Genomic DNA, 19,914 nt, shown 5'->3' with positions numbered 1-19,914 from the left:
ATTGAAAAGAAGCCGCGATCCCGTGCATTTGGCCTAAGGCAAAAATGCAGACAGCCCGTGCACATATCCCCGTTGTACACGGCAAATTTGCACTGTTACGATCCGGTAACGCTCGCGCGCGAGCTTCTCGAATAAAGACAATAAAAGCAGGGAGTTAGTGATGACTGCTCAGGCTTCATCCCCGCGGACTTCGTCCATGGATGCCACGCCACACGAAGTGCTGGCCGAGGTTCGCAATCACATCGGTCATCTGACCCTCAACCGCCCCGCCGGCCTCAATGCCCTGACCCTCGACATGGTGCGCCAGCTCCAGCAACACCTGGACGCCTGGGCCGCCGATGCCGATATCCACGCGGTCGTGCTGCGCGGTGCCGGCGAGAAAGCCTTCTGTGCCGGTGGCGACATTCGATCCCTGTACGACAGCCATAAAAGCGGCGACACGCTGCACGAAGATTTCTTCGTCGAGGAATACGCCCTCGACCTGACGATCCACCACTACCGCAAACCGGTACTGGCGCTGATGGACGGTTTTGTCCTCGGCGGCGGCATGGGCCTGGTGCAAGGCGCCGATCTGCGGGTGGTCACAGAGAAGAGCCGTCTGGCGATGCCGGAAGTGGCGATCGGCTATTTCCCGGATGTCGGTGGCAGTTATTTCCTGCCGCGGGTTCCCGGCGAGCTGGGGATTTATTTGGGCGTCAGCGGCGTGCAGATCCGTGCGGCGGATGCGCTGTATTGCGGCCTCGCCGACTGGTATCTGGACAGCAGCAAACTCGGCACCCTCGACGAACAGCTCGACCAGTTGCAATGGCACGACACGCCGCTCAAAGACCTGCAAAACCTGCTGGCCCGCCACGCCGTGCAAACCCTGCCGGATGCGCCGCTGGAAACCTTGCGCCCGGCCATCGACCACTTCTTCGCGTTGCCCGATGTGCCGAGCATCGTCGAGCAACTGCGCGCCGTCACGGTCGCCGACAGCCATGAATGGGCGACCACCACCGCCGACCTGCTGGAAACCCGCTCGCCGCTGGCCATGGGTGTGACCCTGGAAATGCTCCGTCGTGGCCGGCACCTGAGCCTGGAACACTGCTTCGCCCTGGAACTGCATCTGGATCGCCAGTGGTTCGAACGCGGCGACCTGATCGAAGGCGTGCGCGCCCTGCTGATCGACAAAGACAAATCACCGCGCTGGAACCCGCCGACCCTGGCTGCGCTGCACGCCGAGCAGGTCGAGAGTTTCTTCCACGGTTTCGAAGGGAGCGGGAGCTGAGCCATGCACGATCTCGAATTGACTGAAGACCAGGTAATGATCCGCGACATGGCCCGGGACTTTGCCCGTGGCGAAATCGCGCCCCACGCGCAAGCCTGGGAAAAGGCCGGCTGGATCGATGACGCTCTGGTGGCGAAGATGGGCGAACTCGGCCTGCTGGGCATGGTGGTGCCGGAGGAATGGGGCGGCACTTACGTCGACTACGTGGCCTACGCGCTGGCGGTGGAAGAGATTTCCGCCGGTGACGGCGCCACCGGCGCGTTCATGAGCATCCACAACTCCGTGGGCTGCGGGCCGGTGCTCAACTACGGCAGCGAAGAACAGAAACAGACCTGGCTGGCGGATCTGGCCAGCGGAGCGGTGATCGGCTGCTTCTGCCTGACCGAACCCCAGGCCGGCTCCGAAGCGCACAACCTGCGCACCCGCGCCGAACTGCGCGACGGGCAATGGGTAATCAACGGCGCCAAGCAATTTGTCAGCAACGGCAAGCGGGCGAAACTGGCGATTGTGTTTGCGGTGACTGATCCGGATCTGGGCAAGCGCGGTATCTCGGCGTTTCTGGTGCCGACTGATACGCCGGGCTTCATCGTTGACCGTACCGAACACAAGATGGGCATCCGCGCTTCCGACACCTGCGCAGTGACGCTGAACAATTGCAGCATTCCTGAAGCGAATCTGTTGGGTGAACGCGGTAAAGGCCTGGCCATTGCCCTCTCCAACCTTGAAGGCGGACGCATCGGCATCGCGGCGCAAGCATTGGGCATCGCCCGTGCGGCATTCGAAGCGGCGCTGGGTTACGCCCGTGATCGGGTGCAGTTCGGCAAGGCCATTGTCGAACACCAGAGCATCGCCAATCTGCTGGCGGACATGCAGATGCAGATCAACGCGGCACGCTTGATGATTCTGCATGCGGCGCGGCTGCGTACGGCGGGCAAACCGTGTCTGTCGGAGGCTTCGCAGGCCAAGCTGTTTGCGTCGGAAATGGCTGAAAAGGTGTGCTCGTCAGCGATTCAGATTCATGGCGGGTATGGGTATCTGGAGGATTACCCGGTGGAGAAATACTACCGGGATGCGCGGATTACCCAGATTTATGAGGGGTCGAGCGAGATACAGCGGATGGTAATTGCTCGGGAGTTGAAGAACTACCAGCTCTAAAAGCTTCGCCAGCAAGCTCGCTCCCACAGGGATTTGTGTAATCACAAATCCAATGTGGGAGCCAGCCTGCTGGCGATGGAATCGCCGCGTTACTTGCCTTGGAATTCAGGTGGCCGCTTGGCCACAAACGCCGCCATCCCTTCCTTCTGATCCTGCGTCGCAAACGCCGCATGGAACACCCGGCGCTCGAAGCGCACGCCTTCAGTCAGGTTCACTTCAAACGCGCGGTTGACGCTTTCCTTGACCATCATCGCAATCGGCAACGATTTGCTGGCGATCACCGCTGCGACTTTCAGCGCTTCATCCAGCAACTCGGCACTCGGCACGATGCGCGCGACGATGCCGCAACGCTCGGCTTCCACCGCGTCGATCAAACGTCCACTCAGGCACATTTCCATGGCCTTGGCCTTGCCCACGGCGCGGGTCAGGCGCTGGGTGCCGCCCATGCCCGGCAGCACGCCGAGGTTGATTTCCGGCTGGCCGAATCTGGCGTTGTCGCCGGCCAGGATGAAGTCGCACATCAGCGCCAGTTCACAGCCGCCACCGAGGGCAAAACCATTGACGGCGGCGATGATCGGCTTGCGGCGGTTGGCCACGCGATCGCTGTCGCTGAACAGGTCGTCCATGTAGATCTGCGGGTAGGTCAGATCAGCCATTTCCTTGATGTCGGCGCCGGCGGCAAAGGCTTTGGTCGAGCCGGTGATGACGATGCAGCCAATGTTCGCGTCGGCTTCAAAACCATCGAGCGCGCGGTTCACTTCGCTGACCAGTTGCGCATTCAGGGCATTCAGCGCCTGCGGGCGATTGAGGGTGATCAGGCCGACGCGGCCATGGGTTTCCAGCAAAATCGTTTCGTAACTCATGTGCAGATTCCTTCTCAAAGATTGCGCGAAATAACCATGCGCTGAATGTCGCTGGTGCCTTCGTAAATCTGGCAGACCCGCACGTCGCGGTAGATGCGCTCCAGCGGGAAGTCATTGAGGTAACCGTAACCGCCGAGGGTTTGCAAGGCCATGGAGCAGACCTTTTCGGCCATTTCCGAGGCGAACAGTTTGGCCATCGACGCTTCGACCAGCGCCGGCTGACCGCTGTCACGCAGGGCGGCGGCGTAATGCACCATCTGCCGCGCCACGGCGATCTGGGTGGCCATGTCCGCCAGGCGGAACGCCACGGCCTGATGCTCGATGATCGGCTTGCCGAAGGTGTCACGTTCACGGGCGTAATCGCGTGCCGCTTCGAACGCGGCGCGGGCCATGCCCACCGATTGCGAAGCGATACCGACGCGCCCGCCTTCGAGGTTGGCCAGGGCGATCTTGTAGCCCTCGCCCTCCTCGCCCAGCCGGTTGGCCACCGGCACTTTCACGTCTTCGAACAGAATCTGGCAGGTGTCCGAAGCGTGCTGGCCGAGCTTGTCTTCGACCCGGGCGACTTTGTAGCCCGGCGAGTCGGTCGGCACGATGAATGCGCTGATCCCGCGCTTGCCGGCACTTGGATCGGTGACCGCAAACACGATCACGATTCCCGCGTTCTGCCCGGAGGTGATGAACTGTTTGCAGCCGTTGAGCACGTAGTGATCGCCTTCCAGGCGCGCGCGGGTTTTCAGACTGCTGGCGTCGGATCCGGCTTGCGGTTCGGTCAGCGCGAAGGCACCGAGCATCTCGCCGCTGGCCAGCGGTTTGAGGAAACGCTCGCGCTGGTCGTCGTTGCCGAACTTGAGGATCGGCACGCAACCCACCGAGTTGTGCACGCTCATGATCGTCGAGCAGGCGCCGTCGCCAGCAGCGATTTCCTCCAGGGCCATGGCGTAGGCCAGGTAACCCGTGTCGCAACCGCCCCACTGCTCCGGCACCAGCATGCCGAAGAAGCCCAGCCCGGCCATTTCGCCGATGGCTTCTTTCGGGAAACGGTGCTCGCGATCCCACTCGGCGGCGAACGGTTTGAGCCGTTCCTCGGCAAACTGCCGGGCCATGTCGCGGATTTGAGTTTGGTCTTCGTTGGGAATCATGGTGAATCCTTGTTCTATTGGCACCGCCTATCACCTGTGGGAGCGGGCTTGCTCGCGAAAGCGGTGGATCAGCACAGTAAGTGTTGGCTGATAGGACGCTTTCGCGAGCAAGCCCGCTCCCACAATCGGAGATGCACGAGCTTTAGTAGAGGCATTCCACGGCCATCGCCGTAGCTTCGCCGCCGCCGATGCAGATCGCCGCGACGCCGCGCTTCAGGCCTTTCTGGCGCAGGGCCGAGAGCAAAGTCACCAGAATCCGCGCGCCAGACGCACCGATCGGATGACCGAGGGCGCAGGCGCCGCCGTGGATGTTGAGCTTGTCGTGAGGGATTTCCAGGTGGGTCATCGCCGCCATGCCGACCACGGCGAAGGCTTCGTTGACTTCGAACAGATCGACCTGATCCAGCGACCAGCCGGTTTTCTTCATCAGCTTCTTGATCGCGCCAATCGGTGCCACCGGGAACAGGCCCGGGGTGTCAGCGAAGGCTGCGTGGCCGTGAATCACCGCCAGCGGTTTCAGACCCTGTTTCTGCGCTTGCGACTGACGCATCAGCACCAGCGCCGCGGCGCCGTCGGAGATCGAGCTGGAGTTGGCTGCGGTCACGGTACCGCCCTCGCGGAACGCCGGTTTCAGCGAGGCGATCTTGTCCAGTTTGGCTTTTGGCGGCTGTTCGTCGTTGCTGATCACAACCTGTTCTTTGCCGACGGTCACAGTCAGCGGAACGATTTCAGCCTTGAAGCTGCCGTCCTTGATCGCCTGCTGGGCGCGGGTGGTCGAGGCGATGGCAAAAGCATCCTGAGCCTCGCGGCTGAAGTCGTTGGTTTCGGCGCAATCCTCGGCGAAGGTGCCCATCAGGCGACCCTTGTCGTAGGCGTCTTCGAGGCCGTCGAGGAACATCGAGTCCAGCACCCGGCCGTGGCCCATGCGGTAACCGGCACGGGCGCGATCCAGCAGGTACGGCGCGTTGGACATGCTTTCCATGCCGCCGGCGATCACCACATCGGCGCTGCCGGCCAGCAGCATGTCGTGGGCCAGAATCGTGGTTTCCATGCCCGAGCCGCACATCTTGTTGATCGTGGTGCAGCGGGTGGATTTATCCAGCCCCGCGCCCAGCGCAGCCTGACGCGCAGGCGCCTGGCCGAGACCGGCCGGCAGTACGCAGCCGAACAGCACTTCATCGACCGCATCGGCGGCGACACCGGCGCGTTCGACCGCAGCCTTGATCGCGGCAGCGCCGAGTTGTGGCGCGGTCAGGCTTTTCAGTTCGCCCTGAAAACCGCCCATCGGGGTGCGGACGGCGCTGACGATGACAATCGGATCGTTGGAGATGGTCATGGGAAATCCTCCTTATTTGGCGGCCATGCGCAAGGCACCGTCGAGACGGATCACCTCGCCGTTGAGCATGCTGTTTTCAATGATATGCCGCACCAGCGCGGCGTACTCGGCAGGTTTGCCCAGACGCGGCGGGAACGGCACGCCAGCGGCCAGCGAGTCGCGCACTTCCGGGGTCATGCCGGCCATCATCGGGGTTTCGAAAATGCCCGGGGCGATGGTCATCACGCGGATGCCGAAGCGTGCCAGTTCGCGGGCGGCAGGCAGGGTCAGGCTGGCAATCGCGCCTTTGGACGCCGAATACGCGGCCTGGCCGATCTGGCCGTCGAACGCCGCAACCGACGCGGTGTTGATGATCACACCGCGCTCGCCGTCGGCGTTGGCTTCGCTTTCGGCAATCGCTGCCGCTGCGAGACGCAGCATGTTGAAGCTGCCGATCAGGTTGACGTTGATCACCTGCGCGAAACTGGACAAGGCGTGCGGACCGTTCTTGCCGAGGATCTTCTCGCCGCGAACGATGCCGGCGCAGTTCACCAGACCAGTCAGGCTACCGAAGGCTTTCACGGTCGCCTGCACGGCGGCTTCGGCGGCGGCTTCGTTGCTGATGTCGGCCACCACGCTCTGCGCGCCGAGGCGCTGGGCCTGGGCGGCGACGGCGTCGGCGTTCATGTCCACCAGCATCACTTTGGCGCCGGCGCTCACCAGCAATTCAGCGGTGGCGGCACCCAGGCCAGATGCGCCGCCGGTGACGATAAAAACCTTGTTCTCGATCTGCATGACAGTTTCCTTGGATTCAAGCTGAAACGTTGTGCGCCGCAGCCTCTTGAGCCTTGGCGATTTCCTGGTTGCGCAAGATAAAGCGCTGCAATTTGCCGCTCGGGGTTTTTGGCAACTCGCTGACAAATTCGATTTCACGAGGGTACGAATGCGCGGCCAGACGCTTGCGCACGTGCTGGCGCAGTTCTTCGGCCAGCGCCGGTTCGGCGCGGTATTGCGGGTTGAGCACGACGAAGGCTTTGACCAGTTCGGTGCGCTCGGGATCCGGCTTGCCGACCACGGCGGCTTCGACCACCGCCGGGTGCTCGATCAGCGCGCTTTCCACGTCGAACGGGCCGACCCGGTAGCCGGAAGTGGTGATCACGTCGTCGCTGCGACCGACGAAGCTGATGCTGCCGTCCGGGTTCCACTCGACGGTGTCGCCGCTCAGGTAGTAATTGCCGACGAAGGCTTTGGTCGGCGCGCCTTCATACCCGGCGAACCAGCACATCGGCGACTGTGTGCGGTCGATGGCGAGGATGCCGGGCTGGCCGACGCCGAGTTCGTTGTTCTGCTCGTCGAGCACCACGATGCGATGGCCCGGCGAGGCGAAACCGGCGGCGCCAAGATGGATCGGGTGTTCAAGGCCGTGGTGGTTGCACAGCACCATGCCCAGTTCGGTCTGGCCGTAGTGATCGTGAATGACCACGCCGAGGTTGTCGGCGAACCAGCGAATCACTTCCGGGTTCAACGGCTCGCCGGCGCTGCTGACGATCCGCAGTTTGCCCTTGATCGACTTGGCGAACTCATCGCCGCCGGCAATCAGCAGGCGATAGGCCGTGGGCGAACCGGTGAGGTTGGTGATCCCGTACTTGTTGATTACCCGGCAAGTGCTTTCGAGGGTGAACGGGCCATCGTAGAACGTGATCGGATGGCCCATCGACAACGGGCCGGTCACACCAAAATAGATGCCGTAGGCCCAGCCCGGATCGGCGACGTTCCAGAACGCATCTTCCGGGCGCAGATCCACGGCATCGCGGGTGTAGCTCTGGAACGCGACGACTGCCTTGAGCGGCACCGACAGCGCCTTCGACGGGCCGGTGGTGCCCGAGGTGAACATCAGCAGGAACGGGTCTTCGCCGGTCAGCATCACCGGTTCGCAGACACTGGAATGATTGGGCAGCTCGGCCCAGAAACTGAAATCGCCACGGACGATGCCCTGGCCTTTCGGGCCGCCGACGGTGACCAGCGTCGGGCAGTCGGCGACTTCGCTGAGTTTCGGCCGGTTGGCGGCGTCAGTCACCACGACTTTGGCGCCGGAGCTGTTCAGGCGATGTTCGAGGGCTTTGGGGCCGAATGCGGTGAACAGCGGTTGATACACCGCGCCGATGCGCCAGGTGGCGAACACGGTGATCAGCAATTCGATATTGCGCGGCAACAGGCCGGCGACCTTGTCGCCCTTCTGCACGCCCTGGGCGAGAAGGAAATTGGCGAAACGCGCGGCTTTGTCCTGCAGGTCGCTGAAGGTGTACGTCGCACTGGCGCCGTCGCGGCCTTCCCAGAACAGCGCGATGCGACCCGGCAGTGCGTGCCGGTCACAACATTCGACGCAGGCGTTGAGCGCCTCGAGCGTGCCGCTGAGTGCGGCGTCCACGGTGTGCTGATAATCAAACTGTGCGGTGGCAGACAAGTAATCGCGCATTGCCAGAATCCCTCTGTTCTTATTAGGTTGGGGAACCGTAAACAACAGAGGAATACTCGCGCCGCACGCCGGCTGCGGCAATGGTCAAAGCCCTCAAAGTGGATGACTGGTTTGGCCAAGATTCCCGTTACAGCTGATCGTTCCCACGCTCTGCGTGGGAATGCAGCCCGGGACGCTCCGCGTCCCCTCCAGAGCTCGAACGCAGAGCGTCCCTTGAGGCATTCCCACGCAGAGCGTGGGAACGAGAGTTGGCGGTGGGCGATGAGTCAGCGGTGGGTCAGACCGCTTCGTTGAGAATCAAGCTGCGATAGTGCCCAGGATTGGTCCCCGACCACTTGCGAAACGCCTTGTAGAACGAACTCGCATCGGCAAACCCCAGCCGCGTAGCGATGTCGGCAAAGCTGATCGAAGGCTCCGCCAGCCAGGTAATCGCCAGCTCCTTGCGCACGCTGTCCTTCAAACCCTGATAGGTCTGCCCTTCTTCCGCCAGACGCCGGCGCAGGGTCGAGGCCGACATGCACAACTGCTGGGCCAGCGCGTCGGTTTCCGGCCAGTGTTCGGCGGCCAGCTGCCGCAGATCCTGCTTGATTCGGCTCGCAAGGCTTTCCGGGTCGCGGTACTTCACCAGAATGTTGGCCGGAGCATGGGCGAGGAAGCGCTTCAACTCCTCGGTGCTGCGCTTGATCGGCAGATCCAGCACGTCGGCGGCAAAGATCATCCGCGTGCGCGGTCGGTCGAAGCGCAGGTTCTCGGAGAACATCACCCGATAGTCATCACAGAAATCCGGCGCCGGGCAGCGCAGCTCGATGGCCAGGATCGGAATCCGCCGCCCCGCCAGCCAGCACGCCACGCCGTGGACGATCATCCAGTAAGTGAAATAGGTGAAGGCGCGGCGCGGTTCCGGGTCGTCTTCCAGCAGGACGATCTCCGCCAGACTTTGCTGATACACCAGTTGCGCCGGCATGCGCTCAAGCATCAACGACAGGAAATTCAACCCGGCGCTCAACCCTGCTGCCAGATTCGGCTGGGCCATGGCGCTGCGGCAGAGGAATTCCAGGCTGCCGGATTTCAGCTTGCGCGGGTCCATGCCAAAGAATTCGTCATCACCGCGCCTGGCCAACAGGCGCCATAACCGCGCGTACTGGCTGGCCGGCACGCGAGCGTCGTCGGTGGGCAGCAGCGCCGGATCGATCCCGACCTTGCTCAAGACTTCTTCCGTGGCCACGCCCGGGGCACAACTTTGCAGCAGTGCTTCGCGCACCAGTTGAATGGCGATGGTGTCTTTTTCCGACATGGAACCCGCGTAATCCTGTTGTTGTTCGAGTGGCGGGCATCTTAGCGCAGCTGGCTGGGCGACGTGGATGTTCAGACTCGTTCAGCTGAGGTTCAGGTAAATGTCAATGGATGCCATGTGAGAATGACTTTCATTATGTTACAACTTGTAACCTCATTTCGTTACACAGTGATCGTCGAATGCTCGTTCCCTTTTTAATCATGTTGCGCGAAGGCATCGAAGCCGCGCTGATCGTTGGCATCATCGCCAGTTACCTGCAACAGACCGGCCGTGGCCAGTGGATGCCGGCGGTGTGGATCGGCGTGTTTCTCGCCGCTGCGCTGGCCTTGCTGGTCGGTGGTGGCCTGGAGCTGGTCAGTGCCGAATTCCCGCAAAAGCAGCAGGAACTGTTCGAAGGCGTGGTCGGACTGGTGGCGGTGGGCATTCTCAGCTCGATGGTGTTCTGGATGCGCAAAGTGGCGCGTTCGATCAAGCATTCGCTACAAGCCTCCCTCGACCATGCACTGACCGCGTCGAAGCATCAGGTCATCGCGCTGATCGCCATGGTGTTCTTCGCCGTGGCTCGGGAAGGTCTGGAAACCGTGTTCTTCCTGCTCGCCGTGTTCCAGCAGAGCGAAGGCCCCGCCGCGCCGATCGGCGCCCTGCTCGGGCTGATTCTGGCGATCATCGTCGGCTTCCTGATCTACAGCGGCAGCATGCGTTTGAACCTGTCGGCGTTCTTCCGCTGGACCGGGCTTTTCATCCTCGTGGTCGCCGCCGGGATTCTCGCCAACTCGGTGCAGGCGCTGCATGAAGCCGGGGTGTGGAACCACCTGCAAACCGTGCTCTTCGACTTCAGCGCAACACTGCCGATGGACGGCCCGTTGGGCTCGGTGCTGGCCGGCATGTTCGGTTATCAGGATGCACCGACCGTCAGCACCCTCGGCGTATACCTGATCTATCTGGTGGTGGCGCTGGTCATGTTCTTCCTGCCGGCGCCCAAGCCTGCCACCCAATCGTCTTCCGTTTCCAGCCAATAAGGGCCTTCATGTCAAAGCCTAATACTCCTCAGGCCTCGCCTCCCCGCGCCTTGCGCTGGGCGGTGGCCGGTTCGGTGGTCGTGATGATCGCCGCCGGTGGCCTGTTCTACTACGCCTCGAAAATGGCCGCCGCCAAACGTCAACACAACCGTGACGAAGTGGTGGTGAACATCCATCCACACAGTTGCGTGCCGAACGCCCTCACCGTCCCGGCCGGTCACGCCAGTTTCCGCATCGTCAACCGCTCCGACCGGGCGGTGGAATGGGAAATCCTCGACGGCGTTCTGGTGATCGAAGAGCGCGAGAACATCGCGCCGGGCCTGAGTCAGGTGATCAACGCCAACCTGCAACCCGGCGACTACGCCATCACCTGCGGCCTGCTGAGCAACCCGCGCGGCACCCTGCACGTGACGCCGACCGCCGCCTCGGATGCCGCCGCCAAGGCCAAGCCGTCGATGGTTGCCTTTGTCGGGCCGCTGTCGGAGTTCCGGGTTTATCTGGCCAGCCACGGCAGCGCGCTGATCAAAGCCGTGACGGCGCTGAATCAAGCCATCGACGGCGGCGACCTGGCCCAGGCCCAGGCTTTGTATTTGCCGGCCCGCGCCGCGTACCAGCGTCTGGCCCCGGCCGCGCAACGCCTGGCCGAGCTGGACAACAGCATCAACGCCCGCGCCGATTACTTCGAAAAACGCGAGCAGGATCCGGCCTTCGTCGGCTTCCACCGTCTCGAATACGCGCTGTTCCAGCAACGCAGACTCGACGGCCTGACGCCCATTGCCCAAGGCTTGCTCGACAACGTCACCACGCTGAAACAACAACTGCTGGCCCAGTCGCTGCCGCCGGAGCAACTGGTGGAAATCGTCGTGCGCAACCTCAACACCCTCGCCGACGTGCGCGCCGCCAGCGGCGAAGAGGAGCGCTACAGCCACAGCGATCTCAACGGCTTCACGGCCAATCAGGAAACCGCGCACAAAGTCGTCGAACTGCTGCGTCCGCTGCTGAGCAAATCCGCCGCCGACCTGCTGCCGAAAATCGACAGCGCGCTGGCTGATTTCGATACCACGCTGAACGGCTTCAAGGTCAAGGACGGCTACGCCAGTTACGACACCGTCAACGGTGAGCAACGCAAGCAGATCGCCGACAAGGCCAAGGCCCTGGCCGACGCCCTCGACGCCATTGATCCCGCCCTCGGCCTCTCCGGCCTGTAAGCAGAAGACGAATACCGATGAACGATTCCGAACACTTCAACCTGCAACGTCGCCGCGTACTGATGGGCATGGGCGCCGCCGGTGTCGCACTGGCCGGCACAGCGTTGAGCTGCCCGGCAATGGCCGCCGCGCCTGCGCAAGTCACCGAAGCGCCGAGCAGCGACAAGACCCAGGATCACCACGATTTCCATGGTGTGCACCAGACTGGCATCGTCACCCCGCGTCCGGCGGCCGGCATGCTGGTGTCGTTCGATGTGCTGGCCAGCGACCGTGAAGATCTCGAACGCCTGTTCCGCACCCTCAACGAGCGCATCGCGTTCCTGATGAAGGGTGGCCCGGTGGCGCAGATCGACCCGAAATTGCCGCCGCCGGATTCCGGCATCCTCGGCCCGGTGGTGACGCCGGACAACCTGACCATCACCGTATCGGTGGGCGAATCGCTGTTCGACGAGCGCTTCGGCCTCGCCGCAGCCAAACCCAAGCGCCTGATCCGCATGGTCGGTTTCCCCAACGATGCACTGGAAGCCGATTGCTGCCACGGCGACCTGAGCCTGCAGTTCTGTTCCAACACCGCCGACACCAATATCCACGCCCTGCGCGACATCGTGAAAAACTTGCCGGACCTGCTGCTGGTGCGCTGGAAACAGGAAGGCAGCGTGCCACCGCAAGCCCCGGCCAAGCCCGGCGTGCCAGCGCAATCAGCACGTAACTTCCTGGGTTTCCGCGACGGTTCGGCCAACCCGGATTCCAACGACGGCAAGGCCATGGATCGCATCGTCTGGGTGCAACCGGGCAGCGACGAACCGGCCTGGGCGGCCCACGGCAGCTATCAGGCGGTGCGGATCATCCGCAATTTCGTCGAACGCTGGGACCGCACGCCGTTGCAGGAACAGGAAAGCATCATCGGCCGGGTCAAAACCACCGGCGCGCCGATGGGCGCCAGCCATGAGACCGAAGTCCCGGATTACAGCAAGGACCCGGAAGGCAAACTAACCAAGCTCGACGCGCACATCCGCCTGGCCAATCCGCGCACCGCCGCGAGCCAGGCCAACCTGATCCTGCGCCGACCGTTCAATTACTCCAACGGCGTGAACAAGAACGGCCAGCTCGACATGGGCCTGCTGTTCATCTGTTACCAGGCCGACCTGGAAAAAGGCTTCATCACCGTGCAGACCCGCCTCAATGGCGAGCCGCTGGAGGAATACCTCAAGCCGGTCGGCGGCGGTTACTTCTTCACCCTGCCGGGTGTCACGGGCGACAAGGACTTCATCGGTCGCTCGCTGCTCAACGCTACTCAACCAAAAACAACTGCATAGCATTCAACAGGAGCCGCCCCCAATGAAAAAGACGCCACTCGCGTTATTGCTGACCCTTGGTTTGCTCAACACCCCGCTGTCGGCGTTCGCCGCGACCGCGCCACTGGATCTGGTGGGGCCGGTGTCGGACTACAAGATCTACGTCACCGAACAATTGGATGAACTGGCCAGCCACACCCAGCAGTTCACCGACGCGGTGAAAAAAGGCGACCTGGCCACCGCGCAAAAGCTCTACGCGCCGACCCGCGTTTATTACGAGTCAATCGAGCCGATCGCCGAGCTGTTCAGTGACCTCGACGCGTCCATCGACTCCCGGGTCGACGACCACGAGCAAGGCGTGAAAGCCGAAGACTTCACCGGTTTCCACCGCATCGAGTACTCGCTGTTCTCGGAAAAAAGCACCAAGGATCTCGACGCCTTGGCCGATGGCCTGAACAAGGACGTGAAGGACCTGCAGACCCGCGTCGCCGGTCTGACATTCCCGCCGGAAAAAGTCGTCGGCGGCGCCGCTGCGCTGCTCGAAGAAGTCGCCGCGACCAAGATCTCCGGTGAAGAAGACCGTTACAGCCACACCGACCTCTACGACTTCCAGGGCAACATCGACGGCGCAAAAAAAATCGTCGACCTGTTCCGTCCGCAGATCGAGAAACAGGACAAGGCCTTTGTCGCCAAAGTCGACAAGAACTTCGCCACCGTGGACAAGATTCTGGCCAAGTACAAGACCAAGGACGGTGGTTTCGAGACTTACGACAAGGTGAAGGACAACGACCGCAAGGCGCTGGTCGGCCCGGTCAATACCCTGGCCGAAGACCTGTCGACATTGCGTGGCAAGCTCGGTCTGAACTGAGACTTGTAGCGCCTGTTCTACCCCTTTCGCGAGCAAGCCCGCTCCCACACCAGGTCTTTGTTGAACACAGAAATTGTGCTCAACGAAGATCCAATGTGGGAGCGAGCTTGCTCGCGAAGGCATTTCTAGTGGCGCTGAAGATTCTGTGCCTTACAGAATCCGGTACAGCAACCGCTCGACCCGCACCCGGCTCACGCGCTTGAGGAACTTGGCCACCCCGGCCGGGTAATCCGGCAAGGCTTCCAGGTCCTGGAAACGCGCAATCCGTGTGGTGTGAACAAAAATGTTCTCCAGCTCCGCGCGACGCGGTTCCAGCCACTCGCCTTTCGGGTCATCGATCAGCAAGGCGTTTTCCAGATCGAGACGGAACGCTCGTGGATTGAGGTTGTTGCCGGTCAGCAGCGTGTAGCGCTGGTCAATCCACATACCCTTGAGGTGATAGCTGTTGTCGCCTTCACGCCACAGGTGCAGGTTCAACTGGCCGCTGTCGATGTTGCGCTGATGCCGCTTGGCGAAACGGCGCAGGCTGATCTCGTAGAGATACGGCAGCGCGGCGATCACCTTGAACGGCTCAGTCGGCGGGATGTAGAAGTCGTTGGCCGTCTTGTCGCCGACCACGATGTCGATCTTCACGCCGCGCGCCAGCGCCCGGTTGATCTCGCGGATCACCCCCAGCGGCAGGTTGAAGTACGGCGTGCAGATGGTCAGTTGCTTCTGCGCGCTGGCGATCAGCTCCAGAATCACCCGGTTCAGCGGGTTGTTCTTGCCCACACCCAGCAACGGGCTGACCGACAGGCCGGTATGAGCCGTGCTGCCGGCGCTGGTGTCATACGCCGCATATTTGAGGCGACTGCGCAGGTCGCCAATGTCGTTGCGCAGGCTGCGGGTGGTCGGCAGGTTCGGCAGGTCAAGGCGATGCACCGCTTTCGATTCGATCAGACCGTGCTTGACCAGATGGTGCATCGAGTCCGCCAGTTCGCGGCTTTGCAGCACGTGATAACGGTCGAAACGGTACTTGTCGAACTTGTGCAGGTAGACGTTGTTCAGGCTCGCACCGCTGTAGACCACGCAATCGTCGATCACGAAGCCCTTCAGGTGCAGAACGCCGAACAGCTCGCGGGTCTGCACCGGCACGCCGTAGACCGGCACCACGCTCTGGTGGGTGCGGGTCATCTCCTGATACCACGCCGAGTTGCCTGGCTGTTTGCCGGCGCCGATCAAGCCGCGCTGGGCCCGCAGCCAGTCGACGACCACCGCGATTTCAAGCTCGGGACGCTTGAGTTTGGCGGCGTGCAAAGCATCAAGGATTTCCTGGCCGGCTTCGTCGTTTTGCAGATAGAGCGCGACGAGATAGATGCGCTGGGTCGCCTGGGCAATCTTCTCCAGCAGGCAACGGCGAAAATCGGCGGCGCCGGGCAGGATCGTCACGGCCTCGGCGGTCAGCGGAAAGCTGCGCAGTTTGGGCAGCAGAGAGCGTTTGAAAAGCAACGGCATAGGGCTCGCAATGGGTCGAATCCGAAGAACCCGAGAGCTTACACCATCAACTCCTTCGGGTCTTGTGAGTGTCTGTAATGACTTGACTGATCGTTGATCGTTCCCACGCTCTGCGTGGGAATGCCTCAAGGGACGCTCCGCGTTCCAGCTCTGGAAGGGACGCGGAGCGTCCCGGGCTGCAGCCCCACGCGGAGCGTGGGAACGATCAAAGCAAGAACAATAGAAATAACTGCTTGACCAAGGAGAACAATCGTTCTACTGTTCACCACATGAACGAAATCACAAGCAACAACACGACCCGAGACATCATTCTGGATGTCACCGAAAAGTTGATCTACAAAAGTGGCATCGCCGCCACCGGCATGGATCTACTGGTGAAAACCGCCGGTGTTTCCAGAAAGAGTATCTACCGCTACTTCGCCAACAAGGAGGAGTTGACCGTCGCCGCCCTGCAACGCCGCGACGTGCGCTGGATGCACTGGTACAGAAGCGCCGTCGATCAGGCCGAAACCCCGGCCGACCGTCTGCTCAACCTGTTTACCGTGCTCAAGGGCTGGTTCGCCTCGGAAGGTTTCCGGGGCTGCGCCTTCATCAACACCAGCGGTGAGACCGGCGATCCCGAGGATCCGGTCCGCCAGGTCGCCAAAGACCACAAACAGAAGCTGCTCGACTACCTGTGCGAGCTGTGTACCGAACATGGAGCCGAGGACCCGCAGCTGCTGGCCAAACAGCTGCTGATCCTGATTGACGGCGCCATTACCGTAGCGCTTGTGATGGGTGATCACAGTGCCGCCGATAATGCGCAATGCATGGCGCGAAAGTTATTGGACCTGTAACGCCTTAATAAGCCTGACAAGTTGTTTAACTGTTAACAGATCGGGAGACAAACATGTCTACTGCAGCCGAAGTTCGTCCGCCATTGCCACCGTTCAACCGTGAATCGGCCATTGAAAAAGTTCGTCTGGCCGAGGATGGCTGGAACTCCCGCGACCCGGAGCGCGTGTCGCTGGCCTACACCCTGGACACCAAATGGCGCAACCGCGCCGAATTCGCCAACAACCGCGAAGAAGCCAAGGGTTTCCTGACCCGCAAATGGGCCAAGGAATTGGACTACCGCCTGATCAAGGAGCTCTGGGCTTACTCCGACACCCGCATCGCCGTGCGCTACGCCTATGAGTGGCACGACGACTCGGGCAACTGGTTCCGTTCCTACGGCAACGAAAACTGGGAATTCGACGAGCATGGCCTGATGTTCCAGCGATATGCCTGCATCAACGACATGCCGATCAAGGAAAGCGAACGCAAGTTCCACTGGCCGCTGGGCCGGCGCCCGGATGATCATCCGGGGTTGTCCGAACTCGGTCTGTAAACCACCGGGATCCATAATGTGGGAGCGAGCCTGCTCGCGACGCGGCCAATCATTCAACATTTAAGTTGACTGTCAGTCCGCTATCGCGAGCAGGCTCGCTCCCACGAAGTTTTTTTGGTGTTCAGGCGACGTTGGCGGTCTGGATCGATTGCGCTTTGGCTTCCAACTCCCGCACCAGCGGCAACACCCGCTGACCGAAATACTCCACCTCTTCCTGAAAATGCAGGAACCCCGCCAATACCAGGTCCACTCCCACCGCTTTCAACGCCACGATCCGCTCGGCAATCTGCTGCGGCGTGCCGATCAGGTTGGTCTTGAAGCCGTCGTTGTATTGCACCAGATCTTCAAAGGTCGATTTGGCCCAGTTACCCTCACCTTCCGGCGACGCCCTGCCCGCCTGTTTCGCCGCATCACCGAACGCATTCACCGCTTCCGGGTCAGCCTGATCGATAATCTGCGCCAGCACCGCTTTGGCTTCTTCCTCGGTATCTCGGGCGATCACAAAAGCATTCACCCCGACTTTCACCGAATGATGATTCGCCGCCGCTTTGGCGCGAATGTCGTCGACCTGCGCCTTGATGCCCTCAACGCTGTTGCCGTTGGTGAAATACCAGTCCGAGACCCGCGCCGCCATGTCCCGCGCAGCACGGGAACTGCCGCCCTGAAAGATTTCCGGGCGACCCAGCGGTTTCGGCTTGAGGCTGTAGTTGTCGAAGCGATAGAAATCGCCACGGAAAGTGAAGTTGTCCTGGCTCCAGATCCCTCGCAGCGAACGGATAAATTCCTCCGAACGACGATAGCGCTCGTCGTGCTCCAGCCAATGCTCGCCAATCGCCTGGAATTCGCCCTTGAACCAGCCGCTGACAATGTTCACCGCAATCCGGCCGTTGGTGAGTTGATCGATGGTCGCCAACTGTTTGGCCGCCAGCGCCGGTTGCCACGGGCCGGGCAGAATGGCGGCGATGACTTTGAGTTTGCTGGTGGCGGCTAGCAGCGCATGGCTGAAGGCAACCGACTCATGCTGAAACTCGGCGCCGTAACCGGCAGTAAAGCGGATTTGCGTCAGGGCGTATTCGAAACCCGCCGCCTCGGCCAGTTGCGCCAGCTTGCGGTTGTAGTCGATGCCCCAGTCGGTGCGTTGCTCGATCTTGCTGACCACCAGCCCACCGCTGACGTTCGGCACCCAGTAGGCAAATTTCACGGCTTGCTGACTCATTGGCGTGTCCTCGGGACAGTTGATGAAGATGAGAGAGCTAGAGCAGCAAGCGTGCCAGCGGCGGGAGACCCGGTTTTATTGAGGTTTCAGGCAATAGAAATGCATGGTGAGAGGGTGATTTGTTGACTGGCTGTTCCAGGGGCAACAGTTGAGATATGTGCGGATTGGCCTGACCTCTTCGTCGGATCGCCGCCCGGAGCAAGCTCGCTCCCACAGGGGAACGCATTCCAGAATGTGGGAGCGGGCTTGCTCGCGAAGGCGTCCGACAGGTCGCCGCAAAAGCTGGATACAGGTAACATGACTGCCCTCCCGCAGCCCAGCTCTGCAACCTGCCGAATAAGCCGATTCCATGCCTTTCGAACTCAGCGTTGACCTCACTACCCTGGCCGTTCTGGCCCTTGTCGCTTTCATTGCCGGATTCATCGACGCCATCGCCGGCGGCGGCGGTCTGTTGACCACGCCAGCTCTGCTCACCGCCGGCCTGCCGCCGCACCTGGTGCTGGGCACCAACAAGTTGAGTTCGACCTTCGGTTCGGCCACCGCCAGTTTCACCTTCTACCGACGCAAGCTGTTCCATCCCAAGCAGTGGATGCACGCGATTGTCGGCACTTTGGTCGGTGCGCTGACCGGCGCCATCGTCGCCCATTACCTGCCCGCCGAATGGCTGAACAAAATGCTGCCGGTGATCGTTTTCGCCTGTGGCCTGTACCTGTTGTTCGGTGGCACGCCCAAAGCGCCGCTGGACAGCGACGCGCCGATCAAGAAAAAGTGGCAATCGACCCAGGGCTTCAGCCTCGGTTTCTACGACGGCGTGGCCGGGCCCGGCACTGGCGCGTTCTGGACCGTCAGCAGCCTGCTGCTCTACCCGATCGATCTGGTCAAGGCCAGCGGCGTGGCGCGCAGCATGAACTTCGTCAGCAATATTGCGGCGCTGTCGGTGTTCGTGTTTTCCGGGCAGGTGGACTGGATCATCGGCCTGAGCATGGGCCTGTCGGTGATGGTCGGCGCATTCTTCGGGGCGCGCACCGCGATCAGCGGCGGCGCCAAGTTCATTCGTCCGGTGTTCATCACCGTGGTACTGGGGTTGACCGTGCGTCTAGCCTGGCAACACTGGTTCAGCGTGGCCTAAACGGCGCGCCACATAGACGTCGATCAGGTAACGGGCAATCGATTTGGACGCCGGCAACGGCGGCAGATCGTGCACGTTGAACCACTGGGCGTCTTCGATCTCGTCTTCCTGACAGACAATCTCGCCACCGGCGTATTCGGCATGGAAGCCGAGCATCATCGAGTGCGGAAATGGCCAGCATTGGCTGCCCATGTATTGAATGTTCTTCACCTCGATCTGCACTTCCTCGCGCACTTCGCGAATCAGGCAATCCTCGGCCGACTCACCCGGTTCGGCAAACCCGGCCAGCGTGCTGTAGACCCCGGTGACAAAACGCGGTGAGCGCGCCAGCAGCACTTCATCGCCACGGGTCACCAGCACGATCATACTCGGCGAAATTCGCGGATAGCTGCGCAAATCGCACGGCTGGCAATACATCGCCCGCTCCCGCGGCACCTGGGTCATGGCCTGACCGCAATTGCCACAGAAACGGTGCTCGCGCGCCCACGTCCCGATCTGCGCCGCGTAACCCAGCACTTTGTAGATCGTGTGATCGCCATCGAGCATGAACGCTCGCAGGCCTTTCCAGTTGCAACCCGGCACCTCGCTGGTGCTGCGCAGTTCCAGCAGATACACCGGTTCGCCATCGAGATGACCGATACCGTGCTCGGCAAGGATCGACAACTCCTGGCGCTTGAGCCATTCCCGGGGGAACAGCGCGCCGTTGTCATCGAACAGGAAACCCTCGGGGCTACGTGCCACGGCCCAGCCGCCGGGTTGATCGGTGTCCAGTACTGCAGTGGTCCAGCGAGGTGTCATGGTTTC

18 protein-coding genes are annotated in these 19,914 nt (G+C 61.7%); 9 read left to right on the top strand and 9 right to left on the bottom strand.

The genetic code is table 11. The features are described 5' to 3' along the window. Positions 1-160: 160 nt before the first annotated feature. Positions 161-1,267, top strand: coding sequence for an enoyl-CoA hydratase/isomerase family protein (locus tag CAF63_RS18415; protein ID WP_085687149.1), 1,107 nt, complete (start codon positions 161-163; stop codon positions 1,265-1,267). Positions 1,268-1,270: 3 nt separating this feature from the next. After that, complete coding sequence (locus CAF63_RS18410; RefSeq protein ID WP_007951276.1) at positions 1,271-2,422, top strand: acyl-CoA dehydrogenase family protein; 1,152 nt, start codon at positions 1,271-1,273, stop codon at positions 2,420-2,422. Between the two features lie 89 nt (positions 2,423-2,511). Here CAF63_RS18410 and CAF63_RS18405 read toward each other — a convergent pair whose 3' ends face one another. The 6 genes from CAF63_RS18405 to CAF63_RS18380 all read right to left on the bottom strand — a co-directional run bounded on the left by CAF63_RS18405 (position 2,512) and on the right by CAF63_RS18380 (position 9,512). Further along, the gene (locus CAF63_RS18405; protein WP_085687147.1) at positions 2,512-3,285 is read right to left on the bottom strand and encodes an enoyl-CoA hydratase; all 774 of its coding nucleotides are present in this window, start codon (positions 3,283-3,285) and stop codon (positions 2,512-2,514) included. A gap of 14 nt (positions 3,286-3,299) precedes the next feature. Then, the gene (locus CAF63_RS18400) at positions 3,300-4,427 is read right to left on the bottom strand and encodes an acyl-CoA dehydrogenase (protein WP_085687145.1); all 1,128 of its coding nucleotides are present in this window, start codon (positions 4,425-4,427) and stop codon (positions 3,300-3,302) included. 142 nt (positions 4,428-4,569) lie between these two features. Next, positions 4,570-5,763 carry an acetyl-CoA C-acyltransferase gene (locus CAF63_RS18395; protein ID WP_085687143.1) on the bottom strand — a complete coding sequence of 398 codons (1,194 nt, stop codon included), beginning with the start codon at positions 5,761-5,763 and terminating at the stop codon, positions 4,570-4,572. A 12-nt stretch (positions 5,764-5,775) separates the two neighbouring features. After that, positions 5,776-6,537, bottom strand: coding sequence for an SDR family NAD(P)-dependent oxidoreductase (locus CAF63_RS18390; protein ID WP_085687140.1), 762 nt, complete (start codon positions 6,535-6,537; stop codon positions 5,776-5,778). A gap of 16 nt (positions 6,538-6,553) precedes the next feature. Then, positions 6,554-8,218 carry an AMP-binding protein gene (locus CAF63_RS18385; protein WP_085687138.1) on the bottom strand — a complete coding sequence of 555 codons (1,665 nt, stop codon included), beginning with the start codon at positions 8,216-8,218 and terminating at the stop codon, positions 6,554-6,556. 277 nt (positions 8,219-8,495) lie between these two features. Further along, positions 8,496-9,512, bottom strand: a complete 1,017-nt coding sequence (locus tag CAF63_RS18380) for an AraC family transcriptional regulator (RefSeq protein WP_085687136.1) — start codon at positions 9,510-9,512, stop codon at positions 8,496-8,498. Between the two features lie 179 nt (positions 9,513-9,691). Here CAF63_RS18380 and efeU point away from each other — a divergent pair, with 179 nt between their 5' ends. Genes efeU through efeO (CAF63_RS18360) form a run of 4 tightly spaced genes read left to right on the top strand, consistent with a single transcriptional unit; the run spans position 9,692 to position 13,902 of the window. Then, positions 9,692-10,531, top strand: a complete 840-nt coding sequence (gene efeU, locus CAF63_RS18375; protein WP_085687134.1) for an iron uptake transporter permease EfeU — start codon at positions 9,692-9,694, stop codon at positions 10,529-10,531. Between the two features lie 8 nt (positions 10,532-10,539). Then, a complete protein-coding gene (gene efeO / locus CAF63_RS18370; protein WP_085687132.1) occupies positions 10,540-11,739 on the top strand; it encodes an iron uptake system protein EfeO in 1,200 nt (399 codons plus the stop codon). 17 nt (positions 11,740-11,756) lie between these two features. Beyond that, on the top strand, positions 11,757-13,055 hold the full coding sequence (efeB, locus tag CAF63_RS18365) for an iron uptake transporter deferrochelatase/peroxidase subunit (protein WP_085687130.1): 1,299 nt from the start codon (positions 11,757-11,759) through the stop codon (positions 13,053-13,055). A gap of 22 nt (positions 13,056-13,077) precedes the next feature. After that, positions 13,078-13,902: an iron uptake system protein EfeO gene (gene efeO / locus CAF63_RS18360; protein WP_085687128.1), complete on the top strand. Its 825-nt coding sequence runs from the start codon at positions 13,078-13,080 to the stop codon at positions 13,900-13,902. Between the two features lie 150 nt (positions 13,903-14,052). Here the strand turns inward: efeO (CAF63_RS18360) and pssA are convergent, their stop codons facing one another. Next, positions 14,053-15,396, bottom strand: a complete 1,344-nt coding sequence (gene pssA / locus CAF63_RS18355; protein WP_085687126.1) for a CDP-diacylglycerol--serine O-phosphatidyltransferase — start codon at positions 15,394-15,396, stop codon at positions 14,053-14,055. A gap of 269 nt (positions 15,397-15,665) precedes the next feature. On the opposite strand from pssA, the gene CAF63_RS18350 reads away from it, so the two are divergent. Together CAF63_RS18350 and CAF63_RS18345 are read left to right on the top strand one after the other, a co-directional pair. Next, positions 15,666-16,232 carry a TetR/AcrR family transcriptional regulator gene (locus CAF63_RS18350; protein ID WP_085687124.1) on the top strand — a complete coding sequence of 189 codons (567 nt, stop codon included), beginning with the start codon at positions 15,666-15,668 and terminating at the stop codon, positions 16,230-16,232. Positions 16,233-16,285: 53 nt separating this feature from the next. After that, positions 16,286-16,765, top strand: a complete 480-nt coding sequence (locus tag CAF63_RS18345; protein ID WP_007951263.1) for a nuclear transport factor 2 family protein — start codon at positions 16,286-16,288, stop codon at positions 16,763-16,765. A 121-nt stretch (positions 16,766-16,886) separates the two neighbouring features. Here CAF63_RS18345 and sfnG read toward each other — a convergent pair whose 3' ends face one another. After that, a complete protein-coding gene (gene sfnG, locus CAF63_RS18340; protein ID WP_085687122.1) occupies positions 16,887-17,981 on the bottom strand; it encodes a dimethylsulfone monooxygenase SfnG in 1,095 nt (364 codons plus the stop codon). Between the two features lie 349 nt (positions 17,982-18,330). On the opposite strand from sfnG, the gene CAF63_RS18335 reads away from it, so the two are divergent. Next, positions 18,331-19,110 carry a TSUP family transporter gene (locus tag CAF63_RS18335; RefSeq protein WP_011334290.1) on the top strand — a complete coding sequence of 260 codons (780 nt, stop codon included), beginning with the start codon at positions 18,331-18,333 and terminating at the stop codon, positions 19,108-19,110. Here the strand turns inward: CAF63_RS18335 and nudC are convergent. After that, positions 19,078-19,908 carry an NAD(+) diphosphatase gene (gene nudC / locus CAF63_RS18330; protein ID WP_085687120.1) on the bottom strand — a complete coding sequence of 277 codons (831 nt, stop codon included), beginning with the start codon at positions 19,906-19,908 and terminating at the stop codon, positions 19,078-19,080. The two genes, CAF63_RS18335 and nudC, sit on opposite strands and share 33 nt — an antisense overlap. Between the last annotated feature and the right edge of the window lie 6 nt (positions 19,909-19,914).

The organism is Pseudomonas sp. B20(2017) (genome assembly GCF_002113125.1).
In the GTDB taxonomy this organism is placed as follows: domain Bacteria; phylum Pseudomonadota; class Gammaproteobacteria; order Pseudomonadales; family Pseudomonadaceae; genus Aquipseudomonas.
Note: the sequence above shows the minus strand (reverse complement) of the source record. Positions and strands in the feature narration are given on the sequence as shown.